Source organism: Nocardioides astragali, from assembly GCF_024436375.1.
Taxonomy (GTDB): Bacteria; Actinomycetota; Actinomycetes; order Propionibacteriales; family Nocardioidaceae; genus Nocardioides; species Nocardioides astragali.
In genome coordinates, this window is sequence record NZ_JAFMZM010000006.1 from 241,504 (window position 1) to 262,954 (window position 21,451).

The following is a 21,451-nucleotide window of genomic DNA, read 5'->3' on the forward strand; positions in this document are numbered from 1 at the left end:
CTGTTCATACGTCTTTGTACGTCTGTTGTCGCCCCAACTTAGCCGCGGGTGTCATGTGAGCGCGAACCGGTGTCCACGACCCGGGTCGGCGCCCGGGTCAGCGTCCGGCGGCCCGGTCGCCGAGCGCGCGCGGCGTCGTTTTGACCCCCACGCTCGCAGCGCCGTACTCTTGCTGGTCGCGACTCCTGCCGCGTCCGCCCTCTCCCCACGGAGAACCAGGGTGGGTGCAGATCCGGACGTCATCCCTCCTGAGGAGGGAGCGATCCGGGCCGTGTTCGTCAGAAGTCGTGGCTCCACCTCACCATCCCTCGACCGAGGGTTGGGACCAACGAACGAACGGGATACCGCCGTGCGCACGTACAGCCCCAAGCCCGCTGACATCCAGCGCGAGTGGCTCGTCATCGACGCCACCGACGTGGTCCTGGGCCGGCTCGCCGTCCAGACCGCCAACCTCCTCCGCGGCAAGCACAAGCCGACCTTCGCTCCTCACATGGACATGGGCGACTTCGTGATCATCGTCAACGCCTCCCAGGTGTCGCTGTCGGGGACCAAGAAGACCACCAAGATGGCCTACCGCCACTCCGGCTACCCGGGCGGCCTCTCGGCGACCCCGTTCGGTGAGCTCCTCGAGAAGGACGCTCGCAAGGCCATCGAGAAGGCCGTGTGGGGCATGCTCCCCAAGAACAAGCTCGGTCGCCAGATGCTGAAGAAGCTCAAGGTCTACGCCGGCCCCGACCACCCGCACGTGGCCCAGCAGGCCACCCCGTTCGAGATCACGCAGATCTCCCAGTGACTGAGGACTCACAGATGACTGAGAACACTGCCACGCCCGAGGTCGACGTCGACGTCGAGGAGACCTTCGAGGCCGGCGCCGACGGCGTCACCTACACCTCCGAGAGCGACGCCTCGGCCGACACCCCGGCCCGTCCGGCGACCATCGCGCCCGCCGCCGCCACCGGCCGCCGCAAGGAGGCCGTCGCCCGCGTCCGCATCGTCCCGGGCACCGGCGAGTGGAGGATCAACGGCCGCACGCTGGAGAACTACTTCCCCAACAAGCTGCACCAGCAGATCGCCAACGAGCCGTTCGCCGAGCTGCAGCTCATGGGCCGCTTCGACGTGATCGCCCGCGTCCACGGTGGCGGCACCGCCGGTCAGGCCGGCGCCCTGCGCCTCGGCGTGGCCCGCTCGCTCAACGCTGTCGACGTCGAGGCCAACCGCCCGGCCCTCAAGAAGGCCGGTCTGCTGACCCGCGACGCCCGCGTCGTCGAGCGCAAGAAGGCGGGCCTCAAGAAGGCCCGCAAGGCTTCGCAGTTCTCGAAGCGCTGATCTCCCAGGGTCTCGTCCCATGACGCGACTCTTCGGCACGGACGGGGTCCGGGGCCTGGCGAACGCCTCGTTGACGGCGGAGCTGGCCCTGGACCTCTCCGTCTGTGCCGCACACGTCCTGGCCGACCGCGGCGAGTTCGAGGGGCACCGTCCCCTCGCCGTGGTGGGCCGGGACACCCGCATCTCCGGCCAGTTCCTCGAGGCCGCCGTCGTCGCCGGCCTCGCGTCTGCAGGCGTCGACGTGCTGCTGCTGGGCGTCCTGCCCACCCCCGGTGTGGCCTACATGACCGAGCGGCTCGACGCCGACCTCGGCGTGATGCTCTCCGCCTCGCACAACCCGATGCCCGACAACGGCATCAAGTTCCTCGCCCGGGGCGGCCACAAGCTCGACGATGCGATCGAGATCGCCATCGAGCGCCGCATGGGCGAGCCGTGGGACCGCCCGACGGGTGGTGACGTCGGCCGGGTGCGCGTCTACGACTCCGCCGTGCAGGAGTACGCCGCCCACCTCGAGAGCACGATCACGCACCCGTTGGTGGGGCTCAAGGTCGTCCTCGACTGTGCCGAGGGCGCCGCCCACGCCGCTGGTCCGCGAGCCCTCGAGGACGCGGGCGCGACGGTCATCGCGATCCACGCCGACCCCGACGGCCTCAACATCAACGACGACTGCGGGTCGACCCACATGGGGTCCCTCCAGGCCGCGGTGGTCGAGCACGGCGCCCACGCCGGCTTCGCCCTCGACGGCGACGCCGACCGCTGCCTGGCCGTCGACGCCGACGGCAACATCGTGGACGGCGACCAGATCCTGGCCATCCTCTCCCTCTCGCTGCTCGAGCAGGGACGCCTGGCCAAGGACACCGTGGTGGCGACGGTGATGAGCAACCTCGGCTTCGTCCAGGCCATGCGCGCCCACGACGTCGGCGTACGCCAGACGAAGGTCGGCGACCGCTACGTCCTGGAGGCGATGAAGGTCTCCGGCTACTCCCTCGGCGGTGAGCAGTCCGGCCACGTCATCCTCAGCGACCACGCCACGACGGGCGACGGCATCCTCACCACGCTGCACGTGATGGAGCGGATGGCGACCACCGGCAAGTCCCTGGCCGAGCTCGCGTCAGTGATGACCCGGCTGCCGCAGGTCCTGATCAACGTCTCGGGCGTCGACAAGTCGCGCACGGACGAGGACGCCGTGCTCGCGGCGGCAGTGGCCGAGGAGGAGGCCGCGCTCGGCGAGCGCGGCCGGATCCTGCTGCGCCCCTCCGGCACCGAGCCGATCGTGCGGGTGATGGTCGAGGCGCCGACGCAGGACGAGGCCCAGGGCGTCGCCTCCCGCCTCGCCGACGTGGTCGAGCGACAGCTGGCGCTCTAGCCCGGTTATCTCGATGGCGCGCGGGAGACCGTGAGGCTACGGTCACGCCGTGGCCGTGGACATCGAGCAGATCGACCCGCGCAACGAGGCTGCCCTGCGCGCCTGGTGGGAGGTCGGCAACGCCGCGACCGCCGAGCGTCCGGGCAAGCCCTGGCCGATGTGGGAGCAGAGCCGCGTCGCGCTGCCTGCCGACAACTCCGAGCGCGCCGTCACCCTGCTCGGTGCCATCGACGGCCGCGAGATGGTCGGCGCGGGGCTCCTGACGCGCCCGCTCAAGGAGAACCTCCACACGGCGATGGCCTTCGCGTACACGCGACCCGGACGTACGCGGGAGGGGATCGGCAGGGCGCTCGTCAACGAGCTGGAGTGGTCGCCGCCGGTGACGGCCGTACGACGATCCAGAGCGAGGCCTACCTCCCACCGGGTGGATCCGGGGGTGCCGAGGCGTTCGCGACCGCGATGGGCTACGGCGTCGCCAGCCGGGAGGCCATCAAGGAGCTGACCCTCACCGACTACGTCGCACGTCGCGAGGCGCTCGCCGCCGAAGCCGACGCGGCCGACGGCTACCGGATCATCACCTTCGACACGGTCTGCCCCGAGGAGCACCTGGACTCCTTCGGCCGGCTGCTGGGGATGCTGATGTCGGAGGTGCCGCTCGGTGAGCTCGACCTGGAGACGTCGGAGTGGCCCGCCGAGCGCATCCGGGCCGCGGAGCAGCGCCTGGTCGCCATCGGCCGGCATGTCCACACCGCGATGGCGATCGCCCCAGACGGGGAGGTCGCGGGTGTGTCGGACGTCCGGGTGGACGACACCGACCAGACGTACGGCCAGGTCGGCATCACGATCGTGGACCCGGCGCACCGCGGCCACCGCCTGGGTCTCGCGCTCAAGCTCGCCACCCACGACCTCGCCATCCGGACGTACCCAGACCTGGTCTCCCTCGACACGTCGAACGCCGAGGTGAACACGCACATGAACGCCGTCAACGAGGCCCTGGGCTACCGCACGATCGAGACGCTGCTGGAGCTGCAGAAGAGCCTGTGAGCGGTCAGCGCGCCTCTGCTTGCGTGTCGTAGTCGTCGCGGGCGGTGAGGATCCGAACGAGGTGGGTCTCGGCCCACTCGGTCAGCGTGGCGATCGGCCCCGTGAGCGACGTGCCGAGCGGCGTGAGCTCGTAGTCGACACGCGGCGGCACCTGGGCGTGCACGGTGCGGGTGAGCAGGCCGTCGCGCTCCATCGCGCGCAACGTCTGGGTCAGGACCTTGGGTGCCACGCCGCCGATCCGCGCGCGCAACGCGCTGAACCGGAGTGGGCCGTCGACCAGGGAGCCGATGACCAGCACGGTCCACTTGTCGCCGATGCGGTCGAGCACGACCCGGGTCGGGCACTCGGGGTCGAAGGCGTCGCCGCGGCCGGGAGCGGAGTTGATGGTTACCACAGGGTACTTATAGCACGTTGAAGTCATCAGTTACCAGTGGTTACTGTCGGCGCCGCACGCCCCACTCCCCACTCGAAAGGCACTCCACATGAAGATCGCCCTGTTCGGCGCCACTGGCATGGTCGGCTCCCGCATCGCCTCCGAAGCCACTGCTCGCGGCCACGAGGTCACCACCTTCAGCCGGTCCACCGGCGGCGACCTGGCCGACGCGGCTGTCGTACGTGACGCCGCGGCCAACCACGACGTGCTGGTCTCGGCCACCGGCCCGAGCCGCACCGGCGACCCGCACGAGCCGTGGCTCGACGCCGTGTCGACCCTGATCGACAACGCCGGGGACGCCCGCGTCCTGTTCGTCGGCGGCGCCGGCTCGCTGCTCACGCCCGACGGCACCCGCCTGCTCGACACCGACGGCTTCCCGCCGGAGTACCACCCCGAGGCATCGTCCGGCGCAGCCGCCCTCGACCTGTTCCGCGGTGCCCCGGACAGCGTGGACTGGACGTTCCTCAGCCCCTCGCCCGTCATCGCACCGGGTGAGCGCACCGGCTCATACGCCAAGGCCCTCGACACCCCGGCCGGCGACTTCATCAGTGCCGAGGACTACGCCGTCGCGCTGGTCGACGAGATCGAGCAGCCCGAGCACCGCCGCCAGCGGTTCACCGCCGCCTCGGTCTGAGGCGCCCGCGGGCCGGCCTCAGAGCTTGCGCAGCCGGACGTAGCGGACCGAGTGGTCCGCGTCCTTGCGCAGCACGAGGTTGGCCCGCGACCGGGTCGGTGCGACGTTCTGCACCAGGTTGGGCTCGTTGATCGAGTCCCAGATCCGGGTGGCCTGGTCGACCGCCTCGTCGTGGGACAGCGCGGCGTACTTGCGGAAGTAGGACGCCGGGTCGCGGAAGGCGGTCTCGCGCAGGCGCAGGAACCGGTCGACGTACCAGCGCTTGATGTCCGTCAGCGCGGCGTCGACGTAGACGGAGAAGTCGAAGAAGTCGCTGACCGCCAGTCCGGTGCGGCCGTCGTCGCGCACCCGCGCCGGCTGGAGCACGTTGAGGCCCTCGATGATGACGATGTCGGGGCGCTTGACGACCACCTTCTCGTCCGGAAGGACGTCGTAGACGAGGTGGGAGTAGATCGGCGCCTCGACCTCGTCGCGGCCGGACTTGATGTCGATGACGAACTTCAGCAGCGCCTTGCGGTCGTAGGACTCCGGGAACCCCTTGCGGTGCAGGATCCCGCGGCGCTCCAGCTCCGCGTTGGGCAGCAGGAAGCCGTCGGTGGTCACGAGCTCCACGTGCGGGTGCTCGGGCCAGTGCGCGAGCATCTGCTGGAGGACCCGGGCGGTGGTCGACTTGCCGACAGCGACCGAGCCGGCAAGGCCGATCACGAACGGCGTACGCGGCGGGGTGACGCGGTGCAGGAACTCCTCCTGCTCGCGGTGGAGGCGGGAGTTCGCCGCGACGTAGAGGCTGAGCAGGCGCGAGAGCGGCAGGTAGACCTGCTCGATCTCGCGCAGGTCGAGTGCATCGCCCAGGCCGCGCAACCGCACCACCTCGTCGGGCGTGAGGACGGTCTCCGCCGTGCCGGCCAGCTCCGCCCACGCAGCACGCTCGAGCTCGACGTAGGGGGAGACCTCCCCGCCGGAGGCGCTCCCGTTGGGGCTCCCGGTGGTGCCGCTCGGCGACGCCGGGACCTCGGACATGGGTGCGATTGTGGCACCGCGGCGGGGGGCGGGGGTGCAGCGGCCTGCCGATAGACTCCCGGGCCATGTGCGGAATCGTCGGATATGTGGGATCCAGGCCGGCCGAGGGCGTGGTCATCGAGGGCCTCCGGCGACTGGAGTACAGGGGCTACGACTCCGCCGGCATCGCGCTGATCGACGCCGGGACGATCGTCTCCGACAAGCGCGCCGGCAAGCTCGCCAACCTCGAGAAGGCGATCGCCGAGTCCCCGTTGCCGCAGGTGACGACCGGGATCGGCCACACCCGGTGGGCGACCCACGGGGCGCCGAGCGACCGCAACGCCCACCCCCACCTCGGCCGCGCGAGCCGGGTGGCCCTGGTGCACAACGGCATCATCGAGAACTTCGCCGAGCTCCGCTCGCGCCTGGAGTCCGAGGGCGTCGAGATGGCCTCCGACACCGACACCGAGGTCGCGGCGCACCTGCTCGAGGAGCAGCTCGAGACCGGCATCGACCTGACCGTCGCGATGCAGAACGTCTGTCGCGAGCTGCGGGGCGCCTTCACGCTCGTCGCGGTCGACGCGCAGGACCCCGACCGCGTGGTCGCGGCCCGCCGCAACAGCCCGCTCGTGGTCGGCATCGGCGAGGGCGAGAACTTCCTGGGCTCGGACGTCGCCGCCTTCATCGAGCACACCCGCGAGGCGCTGGAGCTCGACCAGGACCAGGTCGTCACCATCACACGCGAGGGCGTCAGCGTCTCCGGCTTCGACGGCACGCCCGCCGAGGGTCGCCGCTACCACGTCGACTGGGACCTCTCCGCGGCGGAGAAGGACGGGCACGACTGGTTCATGCGCAAGGAGATCTTCGAGCAGCCGCGCGCCGTCGCCGACTCGCTGCTCGGGCGCCGCGGCGCCGACGGCCAGCTGCAGCTCGACGAGATGCGCCTGTCCGACCAGGACCTGCGCGATGTCGACAAGATCATCATCATCGCGGCGGGCACGTCGTTCTACGCCGGCATGGTCGCCAAGTACGCCATCGAGCACTGGTGCCGGATCCCGGTCGAGGTCGAGCTCGCCAGCGAGTTCCGCTACCGCGACCCGATCCTCACCAGCGACACCCTTGTCGTCGCGATCAGCCAGTCGGGCGAGACCGCCGACACCCTGCAGGCGATCCGCCACGCCCGCGTGCAGCGGTCCAAGGTGCTGGCGATCTGCAACACCAACGGCTCGACCATCCCGCGCGAGTCCGACGGCGTCATCTACACCCACGCCGGGCCGGAGATCGGTGTCGCCTCGACGAAGGGCTTCCTGACGCAGCTCGTCGCCTGCTACCTCCTGGCCCTCTACCTCGCCCAGATCAAGGGCACCCGCTACGGCGACGAGATCTCCCAGGTCATGGACCAGCTCGAGCAGATGCCGGCCCACATCGAGACCGTGCTCTCCAAGTCCGAGGAGGTGTACGCCCTCGCGCGGGACCACGTCGGCAGCCGCTCGGTCCTGTTCCTGGGGCGGCACGCGGGCTACCCCGTCGCCCTCGAGGGCGCGCTCAAGCTCAAGGAGATCGCGTACCTCCACGCCGAGGGCTTCGCCGCCGGCGAGCTCAAGCACGGCCCCATCGCACTGGTCGAGGAGGGCCTGCCGATCCTGTGTGTCGTGCCTCCCCGCGGCCGCGACCAGCTGCACGACAAGATGATCAGCGGCATCCAGGAGGTGCGCGCCCGCGGCGCCCGCACCCTGTGCCTGGCCGAGGAGGGCGACACCGCGATCGAGCCCTACGCCGACGTGCTGTTCACACTGCCGCAGGTGCCGGTGCTGCTCCAGCCGCTCGTCGCGGTGGTGCCGCTGCAGCTCTTCGCGTGCGAGCTCGCCACCCAGCTGGGCCACGACGTGGACCAGCCGCGCAACCTCGCCAAGTCCGTCACGGTGGAATAGACAGTGCCGATCATCGGCGTCGGCATCGACGTGGTCGACATCGATCGCTTCGTGCAGTCCCTCGAACGTACGCCCGGGCTGCGCGGGCGGTTGTTCACCGACGCCGAGGCGAGCCGGCCCCCTGCGTCGCTGGCCGCACGGTTCGCGGCCAAGGAGGCCATCGCCAAGGCGCTGGGCGCCCCGGTCGGGATGGCCTGGCACGACGCCGAGATCGTCTCGGAGGAGACCGGACGGCCCCGTTTCGAGATCCGCGGCACCGTCGCCGCCCAGGCCGAGGCCATCGGCGTCGCCCACGTCCACGTCTCGCTGTCGCACGACGCCGGTATCGCGTCGGCGGTCGTGGTGCTGGAGAGCTGAGCTGACGTGCTGCGCGCCCACACCGTCGACGACGTACGCCGTGCGGAGCAGGCCGCGATGTCGGCCCTGCCCGACGGTGCGCTGATGCAGCAGGCCGCGGCCGGCCTGGCCGCTGCCGTGGTCGACCTCCTCGGCGGGGCCTACGGCCGGCGCGTGGTGCTGCTCGTGGGCCCGGGCGACAACGGAGGCGACGCGCTCTGGGCCGGCGCGCGGCTGGCCGGTCGGGGAGCGCGGGTCGAGGCCGTGCTGCTCGCGGACCGTGTCCACGAGGCGGGGCTGTCTGCGCTCCGCGCCGCGGGCGGGCGAGCCAGCCGTGACGTCGGCGACGTCGACCCGGCCCCCGACCTGGTGGTGGACGGCATCGTGGGCATCGGCGGCCGTCCCGGGCTTCGTCCCGACGCCGTCGCGGCGCTGGAGCACTTCCCGGGCGTCCCGGTGGTCGCGGTCGACGTCCCGTCGGGGGTCGACGTGGACACCGGTCGCGTCGACGGACCCCACGTGGTCGCGGACCTCACCGTCACGTTCGGCACCCACAAGGTCGCCCACCTCGTCGACCCGGCCTCGACCGCCAGTGGCGCGCTCCACCTCGTCGACCTCGGACTGGACCTCGGGGCACCCGCGGTCGAGGCGCTCCAGCCCGACGACGTACGAGCGCTGCTGCCGCGGCCCGGGCACGTCGCGCACAAGTACACCCGTGGAGTGGTGGGCGTCCGCGCCGGCTCGGGCACCTATCCCGGCGCCGCGCTGCTGGCTGTCGCGGGAGCGGCGTGCGGCCTGGCCGGCATGGTCCGCTACGTCGGTCCCGAGGCCATCGCGGACCGGGTCCGGGCCGCGCACCCCGAGGTCGTGGGTGCTGGACGGGTGCAGGCGTGGGTGGTCGGGCCGGGTGGCGGCGACGACGCGGGCGGGATGCTCACGGCCGCCCGCGCGGACGACGTACCCGTCGTCGTGGACGCCGACGCCCTGCGCCACGTGACCGGACCGGTGCCGGGCTGCGTCCTCACGCCGCACGCGGGCGAGCTCGCCGCGATGCTCGGGGTCGAGCGCGCCGAGGTGGAGGCCGGCCCACTGGCCTTCGCCCGCGACGCCGCCCGCCGCTGGAACTGCGTGGTCCTGCTCAAGGGCCACCACACGCTCGTCGCCGACCCGCACGGCCGGGTGCGGGTGACGACCACCGGCGTCCCGTGGCTGGCGACCGCCGGCGCCGGGGACGTCCTCGCCGGACTGGTCGGCGCGCTCCTCGCGGCCGGCCTGGAGCCGTACGACGCCGCGTCGGTCGGGTCCTGGATCCACGGCGCCGCTGCCACCGAGGCCGCGGGCGGCGGCCCGCTGACCGCGAGCCGGGTCGCGGTCCAGATCCCGCGGCTGGTGCGCGAGACCCTCACAGGTTTGGGATGATCCATTCCATGACCGATCCCGTGCCGCATCGCGCCGAGATCGTGGTCGACGTCGCTGCCATCCGGCACAACGTGCGGATCCTCAAGGACCTCGTGTCGGTGGACGGCCCGGTGCAGATGATGACGGTGGTCAAGGCCGACGGCTACGGCCACGGCATGGTGGAGGCCGCCGAGGCGGCCCGCGAGGGGGGCGCCGACTGGCTGGGCGTGGCCACGATCGACGAGGCGCTGGCCCTGCGGGCGGCGGGGGACCAGGGTCCGCTGCTGTGCTGGCTCAGCGCGCCGGGTGACGACTTCGCCGCCGCCGTGGCAGCGGGTGTCGAGCTGACGGCCTACACGGTGGCGGAGCTCGACGAGGTCGCGGCAGTGGGCGACGCCCGGGTCCAGCTCAAGCTCGACACCGGGCTCTCGCGGGGCGGAGCCCCGCGCGCCGAGTGGCAGGAGCTGTTCGCGGCGGCTGCGGCCCACGAGGCGGCGGGCCGGGTGCGGGTGACCGGCATATGGTCGCACTTCGCGGCCAGCGACGAGCCCACCCACCCGGCCAACGACGCCCAGGAGGCGGACTTCCGGGAGGCCCTGCGCCTGGCCGAGGCGGCGGGGCTCGACCCCGACGTCACCCACCTCGCCAACTCCGCGGCGGCGATCCTGCGCCCGTCGTCCCACTTCGACCTCGTCCGTTGCGGCATCGCGTCCTACGGGCTGGACCCGGCACCCGGGGTCAGCCCGCGGCTGGGACTGCGCCCGGCGATGACGGTGCGCGCTCGCCTGCTCATGAGCAAGGCGATCTCGGCCGGCGACGGCGTCTCCTACGGCCACACCTGGCTCGCCGACCGCGACACCACGGTGGGCGTCGTACCCGTGGGATACGCCGAGGGCATCCTGCGCGCTGCCGGCAACACCGCGTCGGTCTGGGTCGAGGACTCGCTGCGACCGATCCTCGGGCGGGTGTGCATGGACCAGTTCGTGGTCGGCCTCCACGGTGAGCTCCCGCGGCCGGGCACCGACGTGGTCCTCTTCGGTCCCGGCGACCTCGGCGAGCCCACCGCGCAGGACTGGGCAGAGGCGGTCGGCACCATCAGCTACGAGATCGTGACCCGGCTGGGGGGCCGGCTGGCGCGACGCCACGTCGACTCCGAGCGAGTGGACGCGGACATCAACGGGGCAGACCTGGAAGGAACCCCCACTTGAGCATCAAGGGCCGGATCTTCGGCACCGTCGTCGGCGCAGCCGGACTGGCAGCCGCGGCCGGCGCGGTCGGCATCGCGCGCCAGAACCGCGTCATCGGCAACCGGGCGGCGGGGGAGCGCGTCGCGTTCGGCGAGCTGCACAGCACACCGCTGGTCGTGGTGGCCGACGACGCGGTGGACCTGCACGTCGAGATCGACGAGCCCACCGACTTCGGGGGTGCCCCGGCCACCGACGACGACCTCACCGTCGTCTTCGTGCACGGCTACTCGCTCAACCTCGACTGCTGGCACTACCAGCGCGCCGCCTACCGCGGGCAGGTGCGTACGGTCTTCTACGACCAGCGCAGCCACGGCCGCTCGGCGCGCTCCGACGAGGACCACTGCACCATCGAGCAGCTCGGCCACGACCTGCGTCGCGTCATCGAGGACACCTCGCCCGGCCCGTGCGTGGTCGTGGGCCACTCGATGGGGGGCATGAGCGTCGTCTCCCTCGCGGAGCACTACCCGGAGCTGTTCGGCGACAAGGTGGTGGGCGCCGCCCTCATCTCGACCACGGCCGGCGGCCTCGACCCGGGCCGGATCCTGTTCCCGATGGTGCCGCTCGGCATCAGCGGCCGGTTCGTCGGCCGGGCCGTGCGCACCCTCAACCTGGGCCACCGGGTGGTGGACCGCGCACGGGTGTGGGGACACGCGGCGGCCGACGTGATGACCGACCGCTACGCCTTCGGCGACGACGTGCCCGCCGACCATGTCGAGTTCGTCTACTCGATGCTCAACTCCACCCCCTTCGCCGTGGTGGCCGACTTCTACCCGGCGTTCGCGACGCTCGACCACTTCGACCACCTCGAGCCGCTGGGACGCGTCCCCACCGCGATCATCTGCGGCACCGAGGACAAGATCACCTCGGTCGCGCACAGCCGCAAGCTGCACAGCCGGATCCCCGGCTCCAGCCTGCTGGAGTGCGAGGGCGCCGGCCACATGGTGCTGCTCGAACGGCACAAGGACGTCACCGCAGAGCTCGACGACCTGCTCTCGCTGGCTCAAGGGCAGGTCCCGCGGTGAGCGTCGTCGTACGCCGGGTCGGACCGGAGGCGGCCGCCGACGTGCTGGCCGTGGTGCAGGAGGCGTTCGGTGCCCGCCCCGTCCTGGACCCGCCCGCCGACGCTCTCAACGAGGACCTCGACTCGGTGGCCCGGCTGCTCGGTGTCCGCGGCGGCCTGCTCGCGACCCTGGACGGCGTACCCGTCGGGTGCGTCATCCTCGACGTTGCCCCGGACGGGTTGGTGCTCCGGCGGTTCGGCGTGGTGCCCGCCGCCCAGGGCAACGGCGTGGCGACCGCCCTGGTCGAGGCGGCCGTCGACCTGGCTGCGGGCCGCCAGGCCGTGCGGGTCGTCGCGCGTGAGGAGCTGCCCGGGACGGTGGCCTTCTGGGAGCGGCACGACTTCGTGGTGACCGGTCGTCGCAGCCCCTACGTCGAGATGGCACTGTGGCTCGGCACCAGCTTCGACGTGCCGGAGGCCGAGAGGATGCGAGAGCTGGGCGAGCGCGTCGGCCGGAGCCTGGTGGCCGGCGACCTCGTCGTGCTCACGGGCGAGCTCGGTGCCGGCAAGACCACCTTCACCCAGGGTCTGGGGCTCGGCCTCCAGGTGCGCGGCGACGTCACGTCGCCGACGTTCGTGATCGCCCGCGTACACCCCTCCCTGGTCGGCGGGCCCGACCTGGTGCACGTGGACGCCTACCGGCTGGGTGGCCTCGACGAGCTCGACGACCTCGACCTGGACACCTCCCTGGACTCCGCCATCACCGTCGTGGAGTGGGGCGCCGGGCTCGCGGAGGGCCTGGCCGACTCCCGTCTCGAGGTGGTCATCGAGCGCGTCGTGGGCCAGAGTCCCGAGGAGGAGCTCGATCCTCGCCGCGTTTGCCTTCGCTGGGTCGTCGGACAGTAACCTCGTCGGCGTGCTGCTTGCCTTCGACACCGCGACCCCGCTGGTCACCGTCGCGCTCCACGACGGCGAGCGGGTGGTGGTGGAGCTCTCCTCGGAGCAGCCGATGAAGCACGGCGAGCACCTCGCGCCGCTGATCGCGCGGGCCATGGACGACGCGGGCATCGTCCGGCAGGACCTCACCGCGATCGCGGTCGGCGTGGGCCCGGGTCCGTTCACCGGCCTGCGCGTGGGGATCGTCACCGCGCGGACCCTGGGCTTCGTGCTGGAGATCCCGGTGTACGGCGTGTGCTCCCTCGACGCGATCGCCCTGGAGGTGGTCGGCACGGGCGCCGCCTCGGGCAGCTTCCTGGTGGCCACGGACGCTCGGCGCAAGGAGGTCTACCTCGCCTCCTACGACCCGGACGCGCGGCGCCTGGAGGGACCGGTCGTGACCCGGCCGGCGGAGGTCGCCACCGCCGCGCCTGTCGCCGGAGCCGGCCCGTCGCTCTACCCCGACCACTTCCCCCACGCGATCGCCCCGGCCCGCCCGAGCGCCGCCTGGCTGGCCACCGGTGTCGCCGACGAGCTCATAGACTTGCTCGACCCCGAACCCCTCTACCTCCGGCGTCCCGACGCGGTCGCCGGTGCGCCCAGGAAGCCTGCCCTTCGCGACGTCTCGTCCCTCGACTCCTCAGGAACCTTGCCGTGATCCGTCCCGCTGTCCTGGCCGACCTTCCGGCCCTCACCGCGCTCGAGCAGGAGCTCTTCGGCCTCGACGCGTGGAGCGAGGCGCAGCTCCGGCAGGAGATCGAGGGTCCCGGACGCCGCTTCGTGGTCGCCGACGACCTCACCGGCTACGCCGTGACGATGACGGCCGGCGACATCGTCGACCTGCTGCGCATCGCCGTACGCCCCGAGGCCCGCCGTGCCGGCCTCGCCTCACGGCTGCTCGACGAGCTCCTCGTCGACACCGACGACGCCTCGCGGATGCTGCTCGAGGTGAGTGTCTCCAACTCCGCCGCCCTCGGCTTCTACGTCGCCCGCCAGTTCAGCGTGATCGACGTCCGCCCCCACTACTACCGCGACGGCTCCGAGGCGCTGGTGATGTGTCGCTGGCTGCCCGGTGCCGCCCGGACGGAGACGGCGACGTCGCATGACTGACGAGCCCCTGGTCCTGGGCATCGAGACCTCGTGCGACGAGACCGGCGTCGGCATCGTGCGCGGCCACACGCTGCTGGCCGACACCGTCGCGAGCAGCGTCGAGGAGCACGCCCGGTTCGGCGGTGTGGTGCCCGAGGTGGCCAGCCGTGCGCACCTGGAGGCGATGGTCCCGACGATCGAGCGGGCCGCAGAGACGGCGGGGATCGCGCTGAGCGACATCGATGCCGTCGCCGTCACCAGCGGTCCCGGGCTCGCCGGCGCCCTGCTGGTGGGCGTCGCCAGCGCCAAGGCCCTCGCTCTCGGGCTCGGCAAGCCGATCTACGGCGTCAACCACCTGGCCGCGCACGTCGCCGTCGACCAGCTCGAGCACGGGCCGTTGCCGGAGCCGTGCCTGGCCATGCTGGTGTCCGGTGGCCACTCGAGCCTGCTCGAGGTCACCGACGTGACGGTCGGCGTCGAGCCGATGGGCGCCACCATCGACGACGCCGCGGGGGAGGCCTTCGACAAGGTCGCCCGGCTCCTCGGGCTGCCCTTCCCGGGTGGTCCCCACATCGACAGGGCCGCACGCAGCGGCAACAGCGTCGCCATCGACTTCCCGCGTGGGCTCACCAGCCGCCGCGACCTCGAACGGCACCGCTTCGACTTCTCCTTCTCCGGGCTCAAGACCGCGGTGGCGCGGTGGGTGGAGACCCAGCAGCGCGACGGCATCACCATCGACGTCGCCGACGTGGCCGCCTCCTTCCAGGAGGCCGTGTGCGACGTGCTGACCCGCAAGGCCATCGACGCCGCCACCAGCCGCGGCATCGAGGACATCCTGATCGGGGGAGGCGTGGCCGCCAACAGCCGGCTGCGGGCGATGGCCGAGGAGCGTGCAGCGGCGAGGAACATCCGGGTACGGGTCCCGCGTCCGGGCCTGTGCACCGACAACGGCGCCATGGTCGCCGCACTGGGTGCGGAGCTGGTCGCGCGCGGACGTACGCCCTCGCTCCTGGACCTGCCGGCCGACTCCTCGCAGCCGATCACCACCGTCGTGGCCTGAGACCTCGGCCTCGAGCAGGCTGGCCTCAGTCGAGGACGCTGGCTTCAGTCGAGGACGCTGGGCGCGACGTCGTCGTCGCCGAGCCAGTCCTGGTCGTAGACCAGGCTGTCACGATCACTGGTCCGCTCGCGCTCGCCCTTGCGCCCGGACCGACCGCCGGCGGAACCGACAGCAGCGCTCCGGGCGCCGCTCGCACCGCGACCGCCCGCCCGGGAGCCGGAGGTGGAGCCTCCCGCGCCCCGGCTGCCGGCCGCGCCACGACCCGCGGTGCTGCCGGCGGCTGTGCCGCGTGCTGCCGATCCCGCGGCCCGGGACGCCGCGCTGCCGGTCGTCGCGGCGCCGCGCCCAGCCGAGGAACCGGCGGCCGCTGACCGCGACAGTGCTCCGGGGCTTCCGGCACGTCCCGTCGAGCCGATGGCCCGCACCGGGGCCGAGCCGGCGGCGCTCGGGGCCGCGCCCGGGCGTACGGCACCAGCGGCCATGCCGGCCGCGCCACCGGCCGCGCCGAACGCGGCAGCCGTGGCGCCGGGGGAGCCGGCAGAGGCGCCGGTCGGAGCAGGCACCTGCGCACCGCTGGGCTGGTAGGTGATGCCGTCCTGCGACGAACCGGTCACCGTGGACGTCGGGCCCACGGTCTGGACGTGCGTCGTGGTGGTGGGCGTCGTGGTGGTGGGCGTCGTGGTGGTGGGCGTCGGCGTCAGGTTGCACTCGATGACGATCGGCGTGATGACGGGCGGAGGGGGCTTGTGCTTGCCGCCGCCGTCGCCGTCGTTTCCGTCGTCGACGAGGCCGCCACCGATGAGGCCGCCCCCGGTGTTGCCGCCACCGCCGCCGCCGCCGGTGACCGGCGGCGCCTGGGTGCCGGGGAGGTAGGGGCCGTTGGGACCGGAGGGCACGTTTGGCGGAGGCTCGGTCGGGTCCTTCTCGCCATGGATCTCCTTCATCGGCGGAATCGCTCCCAGGAAGGCCGCGTCCATCTCCCTGGTCAGGGCTCGGGACTTCGCCTCCTGCTGGTCGTACTCGCTCTGCCAGGCGCTGCGCTCGTTCGCGCGGGCCTGCGAGGCGTCGGCCTGGGCCTGGATCTCCTCCGGCGTCAGCTCGACACCCGGCGTGCCGGCAGGAGCCTGGTAGACCGCAGGCTTCTCGCCGAGGTCGGCCAGGGCGTCGCGCTGGTCGCGCGCGTCGGACAGCTGCCGGCCGACCTGGGTGAGGGCCTCGCCGGCGGCGCGCAGCTGCTCCGACTTGAGCGCGAGCGACTCGGCGGACTCCTCCATGCCGGCCCGGAGCGCCGGGCCGGTGAGCGTCTGCTCGCCGATGCGCAGCTCGGCCTGCTGGGCGGCCGACTTGAGCGCGGTGCTCAGCCGCTCCAGGTCCTTCGCCTTCCGCTTCCAGTCGAAGCCGGCGCCCTTGAGCGCCCCCTCGCTGGCGGTGTCGAGGTACTGGTCCAGCACGAGTCGGTTGGGTCCCTTGGTCACGGTCTCAGTCCTCCTCGGTCGGCAGGGTGCACTGGTTGGAGTTGAAGTCGGGCGCTGCCACACAGTCGGTGGACGCCTGGATGAGGTTCATCGTGGCGCGGGTCTGCTCCGTGGTGGTCTCCATGTCCTTGCTGAAGGCCTCGACCGAGGTGCCCATCCCGCGCAGGCCGGCCACCATCTTCTTCAGCTCGTCACCCACGGCCCTGTGGGCCATCTCCGCGTTGGTGCCGAGGCGGTAGCCACCGGTGTAGGACTCGCCGAACTGCGTGGGGCTCACGGGAGTGATCGGGTCGGACTCCAGGCCCTCGGCGACGTGGTCGAAGGAGGCCATCAACGACGCGATCGTCTCCGGGTCGATGTTGAGGCCCACCATGGTCTGGTTGAGCAGTTCGCGGTCTTCCAACGGCAGCATGGTCAGTCCCTTACCCATGGACGCAGACTCAAAACCACTCCGGGCACGGGATCTGCATCACGTGGCATCGATGCGTGTGGCTAGGCTCGGACCATGACTTCTCGGGTGTCATGCCGTCGGCGATGCGCCGTCGCCGGTGCGGCCCTTCTCCTGCTCGTCTCCGGGTGCGGGTCGGGCCCGGACGACTCTGGTGCCGGGGACTCCGGTGGCGAGACGTCCTCTCCCACCACGCCGTCCCCGTCCGTACGGCTGCCGCCCGCCGCGCCGGTCGTCGAGCCCGCGGACGGGCCCCTGATCAGGACCGAGGGCGCCACGATCCGTGGGCTGAAGGGGATGCGCCTCGTCTCCGACTACGGCGTGCTCCAGGGCTATCGCAACGACCAGGTCCACCTGAGCTTCCTCCCCGGCTACACCGACAAGCCGTCCCTCGACGCCTTCGCCAAGCAGCAGGAGAAGATCGTGGAGGAACGCGACGGCAACGTCCTCGAGCGGGTGGACGACGTCGTGGTGGGAGGGAAGTACAACGCCTTCCACTTCCTCGACACCAGCGAGCCGCTCGAGGAGAACCACACCTACGGCCTGCTCTTCCTCGACGGCTCGTGGACCATCCACATCGGCTTCTACAACGAAGAGGTGGGGGTCGACGTACCGCCCCTCACGGCGGAGGAGCGCGAGGAGGTCACGGCCTCGATCCTGGCCTCCTTCAAGCCGACCTTCAACTAGCGCTCCACAGACGGCAGTCGACTGCCGGTCAGTCGATCCGGCCGGGCGTCAGGCGCAGGGACAGCGTGGAGTCGTCGTTCGTGACCGGCCCGGCCACCCGCTCCACGGTCCCGTCGAGCCCGAGGCGCACGACGTACTGCTCGGTGCCGTCGATGTAGGTCGCGAGGAGGGTCTGGTCGTCCTCCCACACCACCTCGGGGGCGATCGCCACCACACGCTGGGGAGCCGCGGTGAGCTCGAAGTCGATGACCGGCTCGCCGGTCGTGGCGTCGAGGATCGACAGGCTGGGGGAACCGGGGCCGTCGAAGTACTCGGCCAGGCCGACCAGGTGCTGGCCGTCGGGGCTGAAGGCACCCAGCTGGTGGTCGCAGGTCTCCCAGGCCGCATCGCCATTGCTGTCCCGGCCGTCGACCAACGCCGAGCAGGACTGGGCGCTCTCCATGTCGACGCTGGTCAGGCCGGCGACCATCCCTGTCGCGGGTGATGCGCTGACCGCCTCGATCAGGCCTGGCAGCGGCTTCGTAGTGCCCTCCGGAGTGACGATGAAGGTCGTCTCTGTCCCGTCGGCCGGGTCGGTCTGGGCGGCGACCAGTCCGTCGTCCGGCAGGAAGCCGACCGTCCGCACCCGAGCCTCGACCGAGCCGTTCGGCAGTGCGGTCGTCCGCTCCGCCTGCTCGCCCGTGACCTCGTTGTCGACGACGACCCAGCGGTAGCCGTCGTGGTTGGTGTACGCCACCCGGGAGCCGTCGTCGGTGACGGTCAGGGCGCTCGCGTTGAGGACATATTCGACCACGTCGAAACGACTGTCGAGGATGTGGAGGGTCGGCGCACGCTGGTCGTCGAACACGGCGATCCAGCCGTCGCGGTAGCGCGTGATCTGGTCGTAGGACTCGGGGAGGACGTACTCCTCGCCTCCCGCCACGAGCGTCCGCGTGGTCGCGTCGACGAGCGTCACGTGTGGCGGGTCGCCGACCGAGGCGCTGCGCGGGTCGATCCGCACGGGGCCGGTGATGGTCGGTGTCTGCGTGGCGGGTGGGACGTCGCTGCGCCGGGCGGGCCCGTCCATGGCCAGTCCCACGGGGACCGCGACGGCGAGGGCGGCAGCGACCGCGGCACCGGCCGCGATCGTGCGGCGGCGCTGGATCAGCCGAGCCCGCTGCCGGACGTCGGTGACGGTGAGGGGCGAGTGCTGCATGGGGTCGACCTGGCGGTGCAGGGCGTCGTGCACCTGGTCCTCGAGGGGAGTGCTGTTCATCGTGCGTCGTCTCCGGACTCGTGGGGGTTGAGTGACTGCGGGGCGCGGGCGCGCAGCCCTGCGAGGGCACGGCTGGTCTGCGACTTGACCGTCCCGACGGAGATCCCGAGCACATCAGCGGTCTCGGCCTCGCTCAGCTGTTCGTAGTAGCGCAGCACGACCACCGAGCGCTGCTTGGGCGGAAGCGTCTGGACGAAGGACCAGAGCACGCCGCCCATCCCGTCGTCGTACGTGTCGGGAGAGCCGGTCTCGGGCATCGAGTCGGTGGGGTGCTCGCGGCGCTTCCACGCACGGCGCCACAGCGAGTTGTGCTCGTTGACCATGATCCGGCGGACGTAGCCGTCGAGGGCCTGGCGGTCGCGGATCCTGTCCCAGGAGAGGTAGAGCTTGGCGAAGGCGTTCTGGAGGAGGTCCTCCGCGCCCGCGTGGTCGCCGGCGAGGAGGTAGGCGGTCCGGTAGAGAGCAGGCTGGCGCGCCGCCATGTACGCCGAGAAGTCGGCGTCCTTGTCGCTGCCCCGGCCGCTGCCGCGGTCACGCGTCGTACCCATCTCGTGCCTTCTCGGTCCTGGTTCCTCGACGAGTGTCGTGATCACTCTCCACCCCCGTTCGTCTTGTCTGCGGTGTGTCGGCTCCTCGTTGGTGAGGACGCGAACAGGTCGCCCGGGGTTGCATCCATGTGGTCGGCGTTGTCAGGCTCGGCGCAACCGAGGTCAGGAGTTCTCGATGCAGCAGGTCCGGGTCGACCATGCCGTGGTCCGAGGGACGTTCACCCTCGACGGGGAGACGTTCGAGGTCGACAACAACGTCTGGGTGATCGGCGACGACGAGCAGTGCCTGGTCGTCGACGCGCCCCACGACGTCGACGCGATCCTCGAGGTCGTCGCCGGCCGGGCGGTGAAGGCGATCGTCTGCACGCACGCCCACGACGACCACGTACGTGTGGCACCGGAGCTCCGCCGCCGGGTGGGCGCCCCGATCCTGCTGCACCCCGACGACCGTCCGTTGTGGGAGCTGACCCACGGTGGCGACGAGGAGGGGGCCGAGCTCTGGGACGTCGACCTCTCTGACGGTCAGGTGCTCACGATCGGCGGCGCCGCGGTCACGGTGATCCACACCCCAGGCCACGCGCCCGGGGCGGTGTGCCTCTACGTCCACGACCTGGGGTGCGTCTTCACCGGCGACACCCTTTTCGAGGGCGGTCCCGGGGCGACGGGTCGGTCGTACAGCGACGCCGACGTGATCGCCCGGTCGATCCGCACTCGTCTCCTCGAGCTGCCGGACGAGACGGTCGTGCACACCGGGCACGGCCCCGACACGACGATCGGGGCGGAGCGCGCGGCGCTCACGCGCTGAGTGGACAGTGCGTGCGCGGCTGCGGGGGGCGTAGCCATGGTGAGGCCGCCCAGATCCGCTCGCGCCTCTCCTCCCTGACCTCGTCGAGGTGCACGGCCTCGGCCGTGAGCTGGATGATCGACGGGTGGTCGTCGGGGGTGCCGCTGAGCAGGCGATGGAGCCTGCGGAGGAAGGGGGAGGTGTGGAAGTGGATCGCCGGGTCCCGTCGCTCCCTCGATCGTTGTCGCCACATCAGGAAGGCGGCCGTCGACTCCGCGCCGCGCGGGTACCACCAGCCCGTGACGGTGAGATCGACGTGCGCGGGGCATCGGCGACCGCCGCGGTCCCGCGCGCCGTCGTCCCGCATCGGCGCCACCTCCTCGCCCGTCTCGCCGTCATGGACGCTGACGTGCAGACCAGCGAGCCGCAGCATCTGCTGGAGCACTGAGACGCGGGGGCTGGTCCGCCCGGTCTCCCACCGGGCGACGACCGACTGCGACACCTCGAGGAGCGCTGCCAGGCCCCGCTGCGAGACGTCGAGGATCCGTCTGACTCGGCGTACGAGTCCGGGCACCTCCCCGTCGAACGGACCCATGAGGTAGCACTGCACCTCCGCGTCGGTCCACTCACTCATCTGCGCCCAGTCCAGCTCGGTATCCATCGCGTCCCTCTGCGTCGTCGGTGTCGTCCCTCGATCTCAGTGGGGCGCACCGACAATCGGCCGGAGTTGTCCACAGGCACGGGGTTGCGGCGACGGACCGCCCGCTCCGCCCCCTTGCCCTTGAGTCGCTCAGAGACTCAAGGGCAAGGCCCCAGGAAGGTGGGCTTCCGCGTGCGGATCTTCGCGCTGAGTCCCTCAGGGACTCAGCACCAAGGGCGGTGGGTGGGAGGAAGGACGCGGGTACTGTCCGTGGATGAGCACAGACCCCTTCGTGCCCGATGACTTCGTTCCGCCCCGGACCCTGGAGGCGGAGCGATTCCGGCTCGAGCCGCTCGGCCCGCAGCACAACGAGTCCGACCTCGGGGCGTGGACCTCGAGCATCGACCACATCCGGTCGACCCCCGGATTCCCGGACGGGAGCTGGCCTCCGCCGGAGGGGATGTCGCTCGAGGAGAACCTGGCTGACCTGACGCGCCACGCCGCTGACTTCGAGGCACGCACGGGATTCACGTTCACCGTGCTCGACCCGGCGGGCGGGGAGGTGATCGGGTGCGTGTACGTCTACCCGACGAAGTCGCCCGACCACGACGTCCAGGTGCAGTCGTGGGTACGCGCGGACGTGGCGGAGCTCGACCGGCCGCTCGCGCAGGCCGTCGCCGACTGGCTGTCCGCTGACTGGCCGTGGCACAGCCCGGACCGTCATGGCCGATGAGGTGACAGAGGATGGGGTGACGGGGATGAGTGACAGCAGGCGCGGTCGCCTGGCACCCGGCCGAGGTGGGTCGACAGCGGCC

24 protein-coding genes are annotated in these 21,451 nt (G+C 71.8%); 17 read left to right on the top strand and 7 right to left on the bottom strand.

Translation table 11 applies throughout. The features are described 5' to 3' along the window. Positions 1–349 precede the first annotated feature (349 nt). The 4 genes from rplM (at position 350) to J3P44_RS20715 (ending at position 3,736) form a co-directional block, all read left to right on the top strand. Positions 350–793, top strand: coding sequence for a 50S ribosomal protein L13 (gene rplM / locus J3P44_RS20700; RefSeq protein WP_255892360.1), 444 nt, complete (start codon positions 350–352; stop codon positions 791–793). A gap of 14 nt (positions 794–807) precedes the next feature. Next, positions 808–1,326, top strand: coding sequence for a 30S ribosomal protein S9 (gene rpsI, locus J3P44_RS20705; protein WP_255892361.1), 519 nt, complete (start codon positions 808–810; stop codon positions 1,324–1,326). Positions 1,327–1,345: 19 nt separating this feature from the next. Then, positions 1,346–2,692 (top strand): phosphoglucosamine mutase, encoded by a 1,347-nt coding sequence (glmM, locus tag J3P44_RS20710; RefSeq protein WP_255892362.1) that lies wholly within the window; start codon positions 1,346–1,348, stop codon positions 2,690–2,692. A 366-nt stretch (positions 2,693–3,058) separates the two neighbouring features. Further along, on the top strand, positions 3,059–3,736 hold the full coding sequence (locus J3P44_RS20715; protein WP_255892363.1) for a GNAT family N-acetyltransferase: 678 nt from the start codon (positions 3,059–3,061) through the stop codon (positions 3,734–3,736). Between the two features lie 4 nt (positions 3,737–3,740). Here J3P44_RS20715 and J3P44_RS20720 read toward each other — a convergent pair whose 3' ends face one another. After that, on the bottom strand, positions 3,741–4,130 hold the full coding sequence (locus J3P44_RS20720) for a winged helix-turn-helix transcriptional regulator (protein WP_255892364.1): 390 nt from the start codon (positions 4,128–4,130) through the stop codon (positions 3,741–3,743). Between the two features lie 88 nt (positions 4,131–4,218). Here J3P44_RS20720 and J3P44_RS20725 point away from each other — a divergent pair, with 88 nt between their 5' ends. After that, positions 4,219–4,803: an NAD(P)-dependent oxidoreductase gene (locus J3P44_RS20725; protein WP_255892365.1), complete on the top strand. Its 585-nt coding sequence runs from the start codon at positions 4,219–4,221 to the stop codon at positions 4,801–4,803. 18 nt (positions 4,804–4,821) lie between these two features. Here J3P44_RS20725 and coaA read toward each other — a convergent pair whose 3' ends face one another. Beyond that, on the bottom strand, positions 4,822–5,823 hold the full coding sequence (gene coaA / locus J3P44_RS20730; RefSeq protein WP_255892366.1) for a type I pantothenate kinase: 1,002 nt from the start codon (positions 5,821–5,823) through the stop codon (positions 4,822–4,824). Positions 5,824–5,888: 65 nt separating this feature from the next. On the opposite strand from coaA, the gene glmS reads away from it, so the two are divergent. Genes glmS through tsaD form a run of 9 tightly spaced genes read left to right on the top strand, consistent with a single transcriptional unit; the run spans position 5,889 to position 14,799 of the window. Next, complete coding sequence (gene glmS, locus J3P44_RS20735) at positions 5,889–7,733, top strand: glutamine--fructose-6-phosphate transaminase (isomerizing) (protein WP_255892367.1); 1,845 nt, start codon at positions 5,889–5,891, stop codon at positions 7,731–7,733. Positions 7,734–7,736: 3 nt separating this feature from the next. Further along, positions 7,737–8,090, top strand: coding sequence for a holo-ACP synthase (locus J3P44_RS20740; RefSeq protein WP_255892368.1), 354 nt, complete (start codon positions 7,737–7,739; stop codon positions 8,088–8,090). 6 nt (positions 8,091–8,096) lie between these two features. After that, a complete protein-coding gene (locus tag J3P44_RS20745) occupies positions 8,097–9,488 on the top strand; it encodes an NAD(P)H-hydrate dehydratase (protein ID WP_255892369.1) in 1,392 nt (463 codons plus the stop codon). Between the two features lie 8 nt (positions 9,489–9,496). Next, entirely contained in the window at positions 9,497–10,675 is a 1,179-nt protein-coding gene (alr, locus tag J3P44_RS20750) for an alanine racemase (RefSeq protein WP_255892370.1), read from the top strand. Then, on the top strand, positions 10,672–11,736 hold the full coding sequence (locus J3P44_RS20755) for an alpha/beta fold hydrolase (protein WP_255892371.1): 1,065 nt from the start codon (positions 10,672–10,674) through the stop codon (positions 11,734–11,736). Before alr ends, J3P44_RS20755 begins: the two co-directional genes overlap by 4 nt. Then, positions 11,733–12,620 carry a tRNA (adenosine(37)-N6)-threonylcarbamoyltransferase complex ATPase subunit type 1 TsaE gene (gene tsaE / locus J3P44_RS20760; RefSeq protein ID WP_255892372.1) on the top strand — a complete coding sequence of 296 codons (888 nt, stop codon included), beginning with the start codon at positions 11,733–11,735 and terminating at the stop codon, positions 12,618–12,620. The genes J3P44_RS20755 and tsaE overlap by 4 nt, the downstream gene beginning before the upstream one ends. Positions 12,621–12,630: 10 nt before the next feature. Beyond that, positions 12,631–13,308 carry a tRNA (adenosine(37)-N6)-threonylcarbamoyltransferase complex dimerization subunit type 1 TsaB gene (tsaB, locus tag J3P44_RS20765; RefSeq protein ID WP_255892373.1) on the top strand — a complete coding sequence of 226 codons (678 nt, stop codon included), beginning with the start codon at positions 12,631–12,633 and terminating at the stop codon, positions 13,306–13,308. Then, positions 13,305–13,760, top strand: coding sequence for a GNAT family N-acetyltransferase (locus J3P44_RS20770; RefSeq protein ID WP_255892374.1), 456 nt, complete (start codon positions 13,305–13,307; stop codon positions 13,758–13,760). The genes tsaB and J3P44_RS20770 overlap by 4 nt, the downstream gene beginning before the upstream one ends. After that, the gene (gene tsaD / locus J3P44_RS20775) at positions 13,753–14,799 is read left to right on the top strand and encodes a tRNA (adenosine(37)-N6)-threonylcarbamoyltransferase complex transferase subunit TsaD (protein ID WP_255892375.1); all 1,047 of its coding nucleotides are present in this window, start codon (positions 13,753–13,755) and stop codon (positions 14,797–14,799) included. The genes J3P44_RS20770 and tsaD overlap by 8 nt, the downstream gene beginning before the upstream one ends. Before the next feature lie 44 nt (positions 14,800–14,843). On the opposite strand, the gene J3P44_RS20780 is transcribed toward tsaD, so the two are convergent. Both J3P44_RS20780 and J3P44_RS20785 read right to left on the bottom strand, forming a co-directional pair. After that, a complete protein-coding gene (locus tag J3P44_RS20780) occupies positions 14,844–16,274 on the bottom strand; it encodes a hypothetical protein (protein WP_255892376.1) in 1,431 nt (476 codons plus the stop codon). A gap of 4 nt (positions 16,275–16,278) precedes the next feature. Beyond that, entirely contained in the window at positions 16,279–16,704 is a 426-nt protein-coding gene (locus J3P44_RS20785; RefSeq protein WP_255892378.1) for a hypothetical protein, read from the bottom strand. A 75-nt stretch (positions 16,705–16,779) separates the two neighbouring features. Between J3P44_RS20785 and J3P44_RS20790 the strand changes: the two genes are divergently transcribed. Next, positions 16,780–17,409, top strand: coding sequence for a hypothetical protein (locus J3P44_RS20790; protein WP_255892380.1), 630 nt, complete (start codon positions 16,780–16,782; stop codon positions 17,407–17,409). A 28-nt stretch (positions 17,410–17,437) separates the two neighbouring features. Here the strand turns inward: J3P44_RS20790 and J3P44_RS20795 are convergent, their stop codons facing one another. Both J3P44_RS20795 and J3P44_RS20800 read right to left on the bottom strand, forming a co-directional pair. Next, positions 17,438–18,664 carry a hypothetical protein gene (locus tag J3P44_RS20795; RefSeq protein ID WP_255892381.1) on the bottom strand — a complete coding sequence of 409 codons (1,227 nt, stop codon included), beginning with the start codon at positions 18,662–18,664 and terminating at the stop codon, positions 17,438–17,440. After that, positions 18,661–19,212 carry a SigE family RNA polymerase sigma factor gene (locus tag J3P44_RS20800; RefSeq protein ID WP_255892382.1) on the bottom strand — a complete coding sequence of 184 codons (552 nt, stop codon included), beginning with the start codon at positions 19,210–19,212 and terminating at the stop codon, positions 18,661–18,663. The genes J3P44_RS20795 and J3P44_RS20800 overlap by 4 nt, the downstream gene beginning before the upstream one ends. A 175-nt stretch (positions 19,213–19,387) precedes the next feature. Between J3P44_RS20800 and J3P44_RS20805 the strand changes: the two genes are divergently transcribed. Next, positions 19,388–20,017 carry an MBL fold metallo-hydrolase gene (locus tag J3P44_RS20805; protein WP_255892383.1) on the top strand — a complete coding sequence of 210 codons (630 nt, stop codon included), beginning with the start codon at positions 19,388–19,390 and terminating at the stop codon, positions 20,015–20,017. Here J3P44_RS20805 and J3P44_RS20810 read toward each other — a convergent pair. Then, positions 20,007–20,657 (bottom strand): helix-turn-helix domain-containing protein, encoded by a 651-nt coding sequence (locus J3P44_RS20810; RefSeq protein ID WP_255892384.1) that lies wholly within the window; start codon positions 20,655–20,657, stop codon positions 20,007–20,009. The two genes, J3P44_RS20805 and J3P44_RS20810, sit on opposite strands and share 11 nt — an antisense overlap. A gap of 253 nt (positions 20,658–20,910) precedes the next feature. On the opposite strand from J3P44_RS20810, the gene J3P44_RS20815 reads away from it, so the two are divergent. Then, positions 20,911–21,369 carry a GNAT family N-acetyltransferase gene (locus J3P44_RS20815; RefSeq protein WP_255892385.1) on the top strand — a complete coding sequence of 153 codons (459 nt, stop codon included), beginning with the start codon at positions 20,911–20,913 and terminating at the stop codon, positions 21,367–21,369. Positions 21,370–21,451: the final 82 nt, after the last annotated feature.

Coding starts and splice junctions, on each gene's coding strand:
- J3P44_RS20815 (WP_255892385.1), top strand. CDS start 20,911: ATGAGCACAGACCCCTTCGTGCCCGATGACTTCGTTCCGCCCCGGACC.
- glmM (WP_255892362.1), top strand. CDS start 1,346: ATGACGCGACTCTTCGGCACGGACGGGGTCCGGGGCCTGGCGAACGCC.
- coaA (WP_255892366.1), bottom strand. CDS start 5,823: ATGTCCGAGGTCCCGGCGTCGCCGAGCGGCACCACCGGGAGCCCCAAC.
- J3P44_RS20790 (WP_255892380.1), top strand. CDS start 16,780: ATGACTTCTCGGGTGTCATGCCGTCGGCGATGCGCCGTCGCCGGTGCG.
- J3P44_RS20785 (WP_255892378.1), bottom strand. CDS start 16,704: ATGGGTAAGGGACTGACCATGCTGCCGTTGGAAGACCGCGAACTGCTC.
- J3P44_RS20725 (WP_255892365.1), top strand. CDS start 4,219: ATGAAGATCGCCCTGTTCGGCGCCACTGGCATGGTCGGCTCCCGCATC.
- glmS (WP_255892367.1), top strand. CDS start 5,889: ATGTGCGGAATCGTCGGATATGTGGGATCCAGGCCGGCCGAGGGCGTG.
- J3P44_RS20800 (WP_255892382.1), bottom strand. CDS start 19,212: ATGGGTACGACGCGTGACCGCGGCAGCGGCCGGGGCAGCGACAAGGAC.
- J3P44_RS20805 (WP_255892383.1), top strand. CDS start 19,388: ATGCAGCAGGTCCGGGTCGACCATGCCGTGGTCCGAGGGACGTTCACC.
- J3P44_RS20795 (WP_255892381.1), bottom strand. CDS start 18,664: ATGAACAGCACTCCCCTCGAGGACCAGGTGCACGACGCCCTGCACCGC.
- tsaD (WP_255892375.1), top strand. CDS start 13,753: ATGACTGACGAGCCCCTGGTCCTGGGCATCGAGACCTCGTGCGACGAG.
- rpsI (WP_255892361.1), top strand. CDS start 808: ATGACTGAGAACACTGCCACGCCCGAGGTCGACGTCGACGTCGAGGAG.
- J3P44_RS20810 (WP_255892384.1), bottom strand. CDS start 20,657: ATGGATACCGAGCTGGACTGGGCGCAGATGAGTGAGTGGACCGACGCG.
- alr (WP_255892370.1), top strand. CDS start 9,497: ATGACCGATCCCGTGCCGCATCGCGCCGAGATCGTGGTCGACGTCGCT.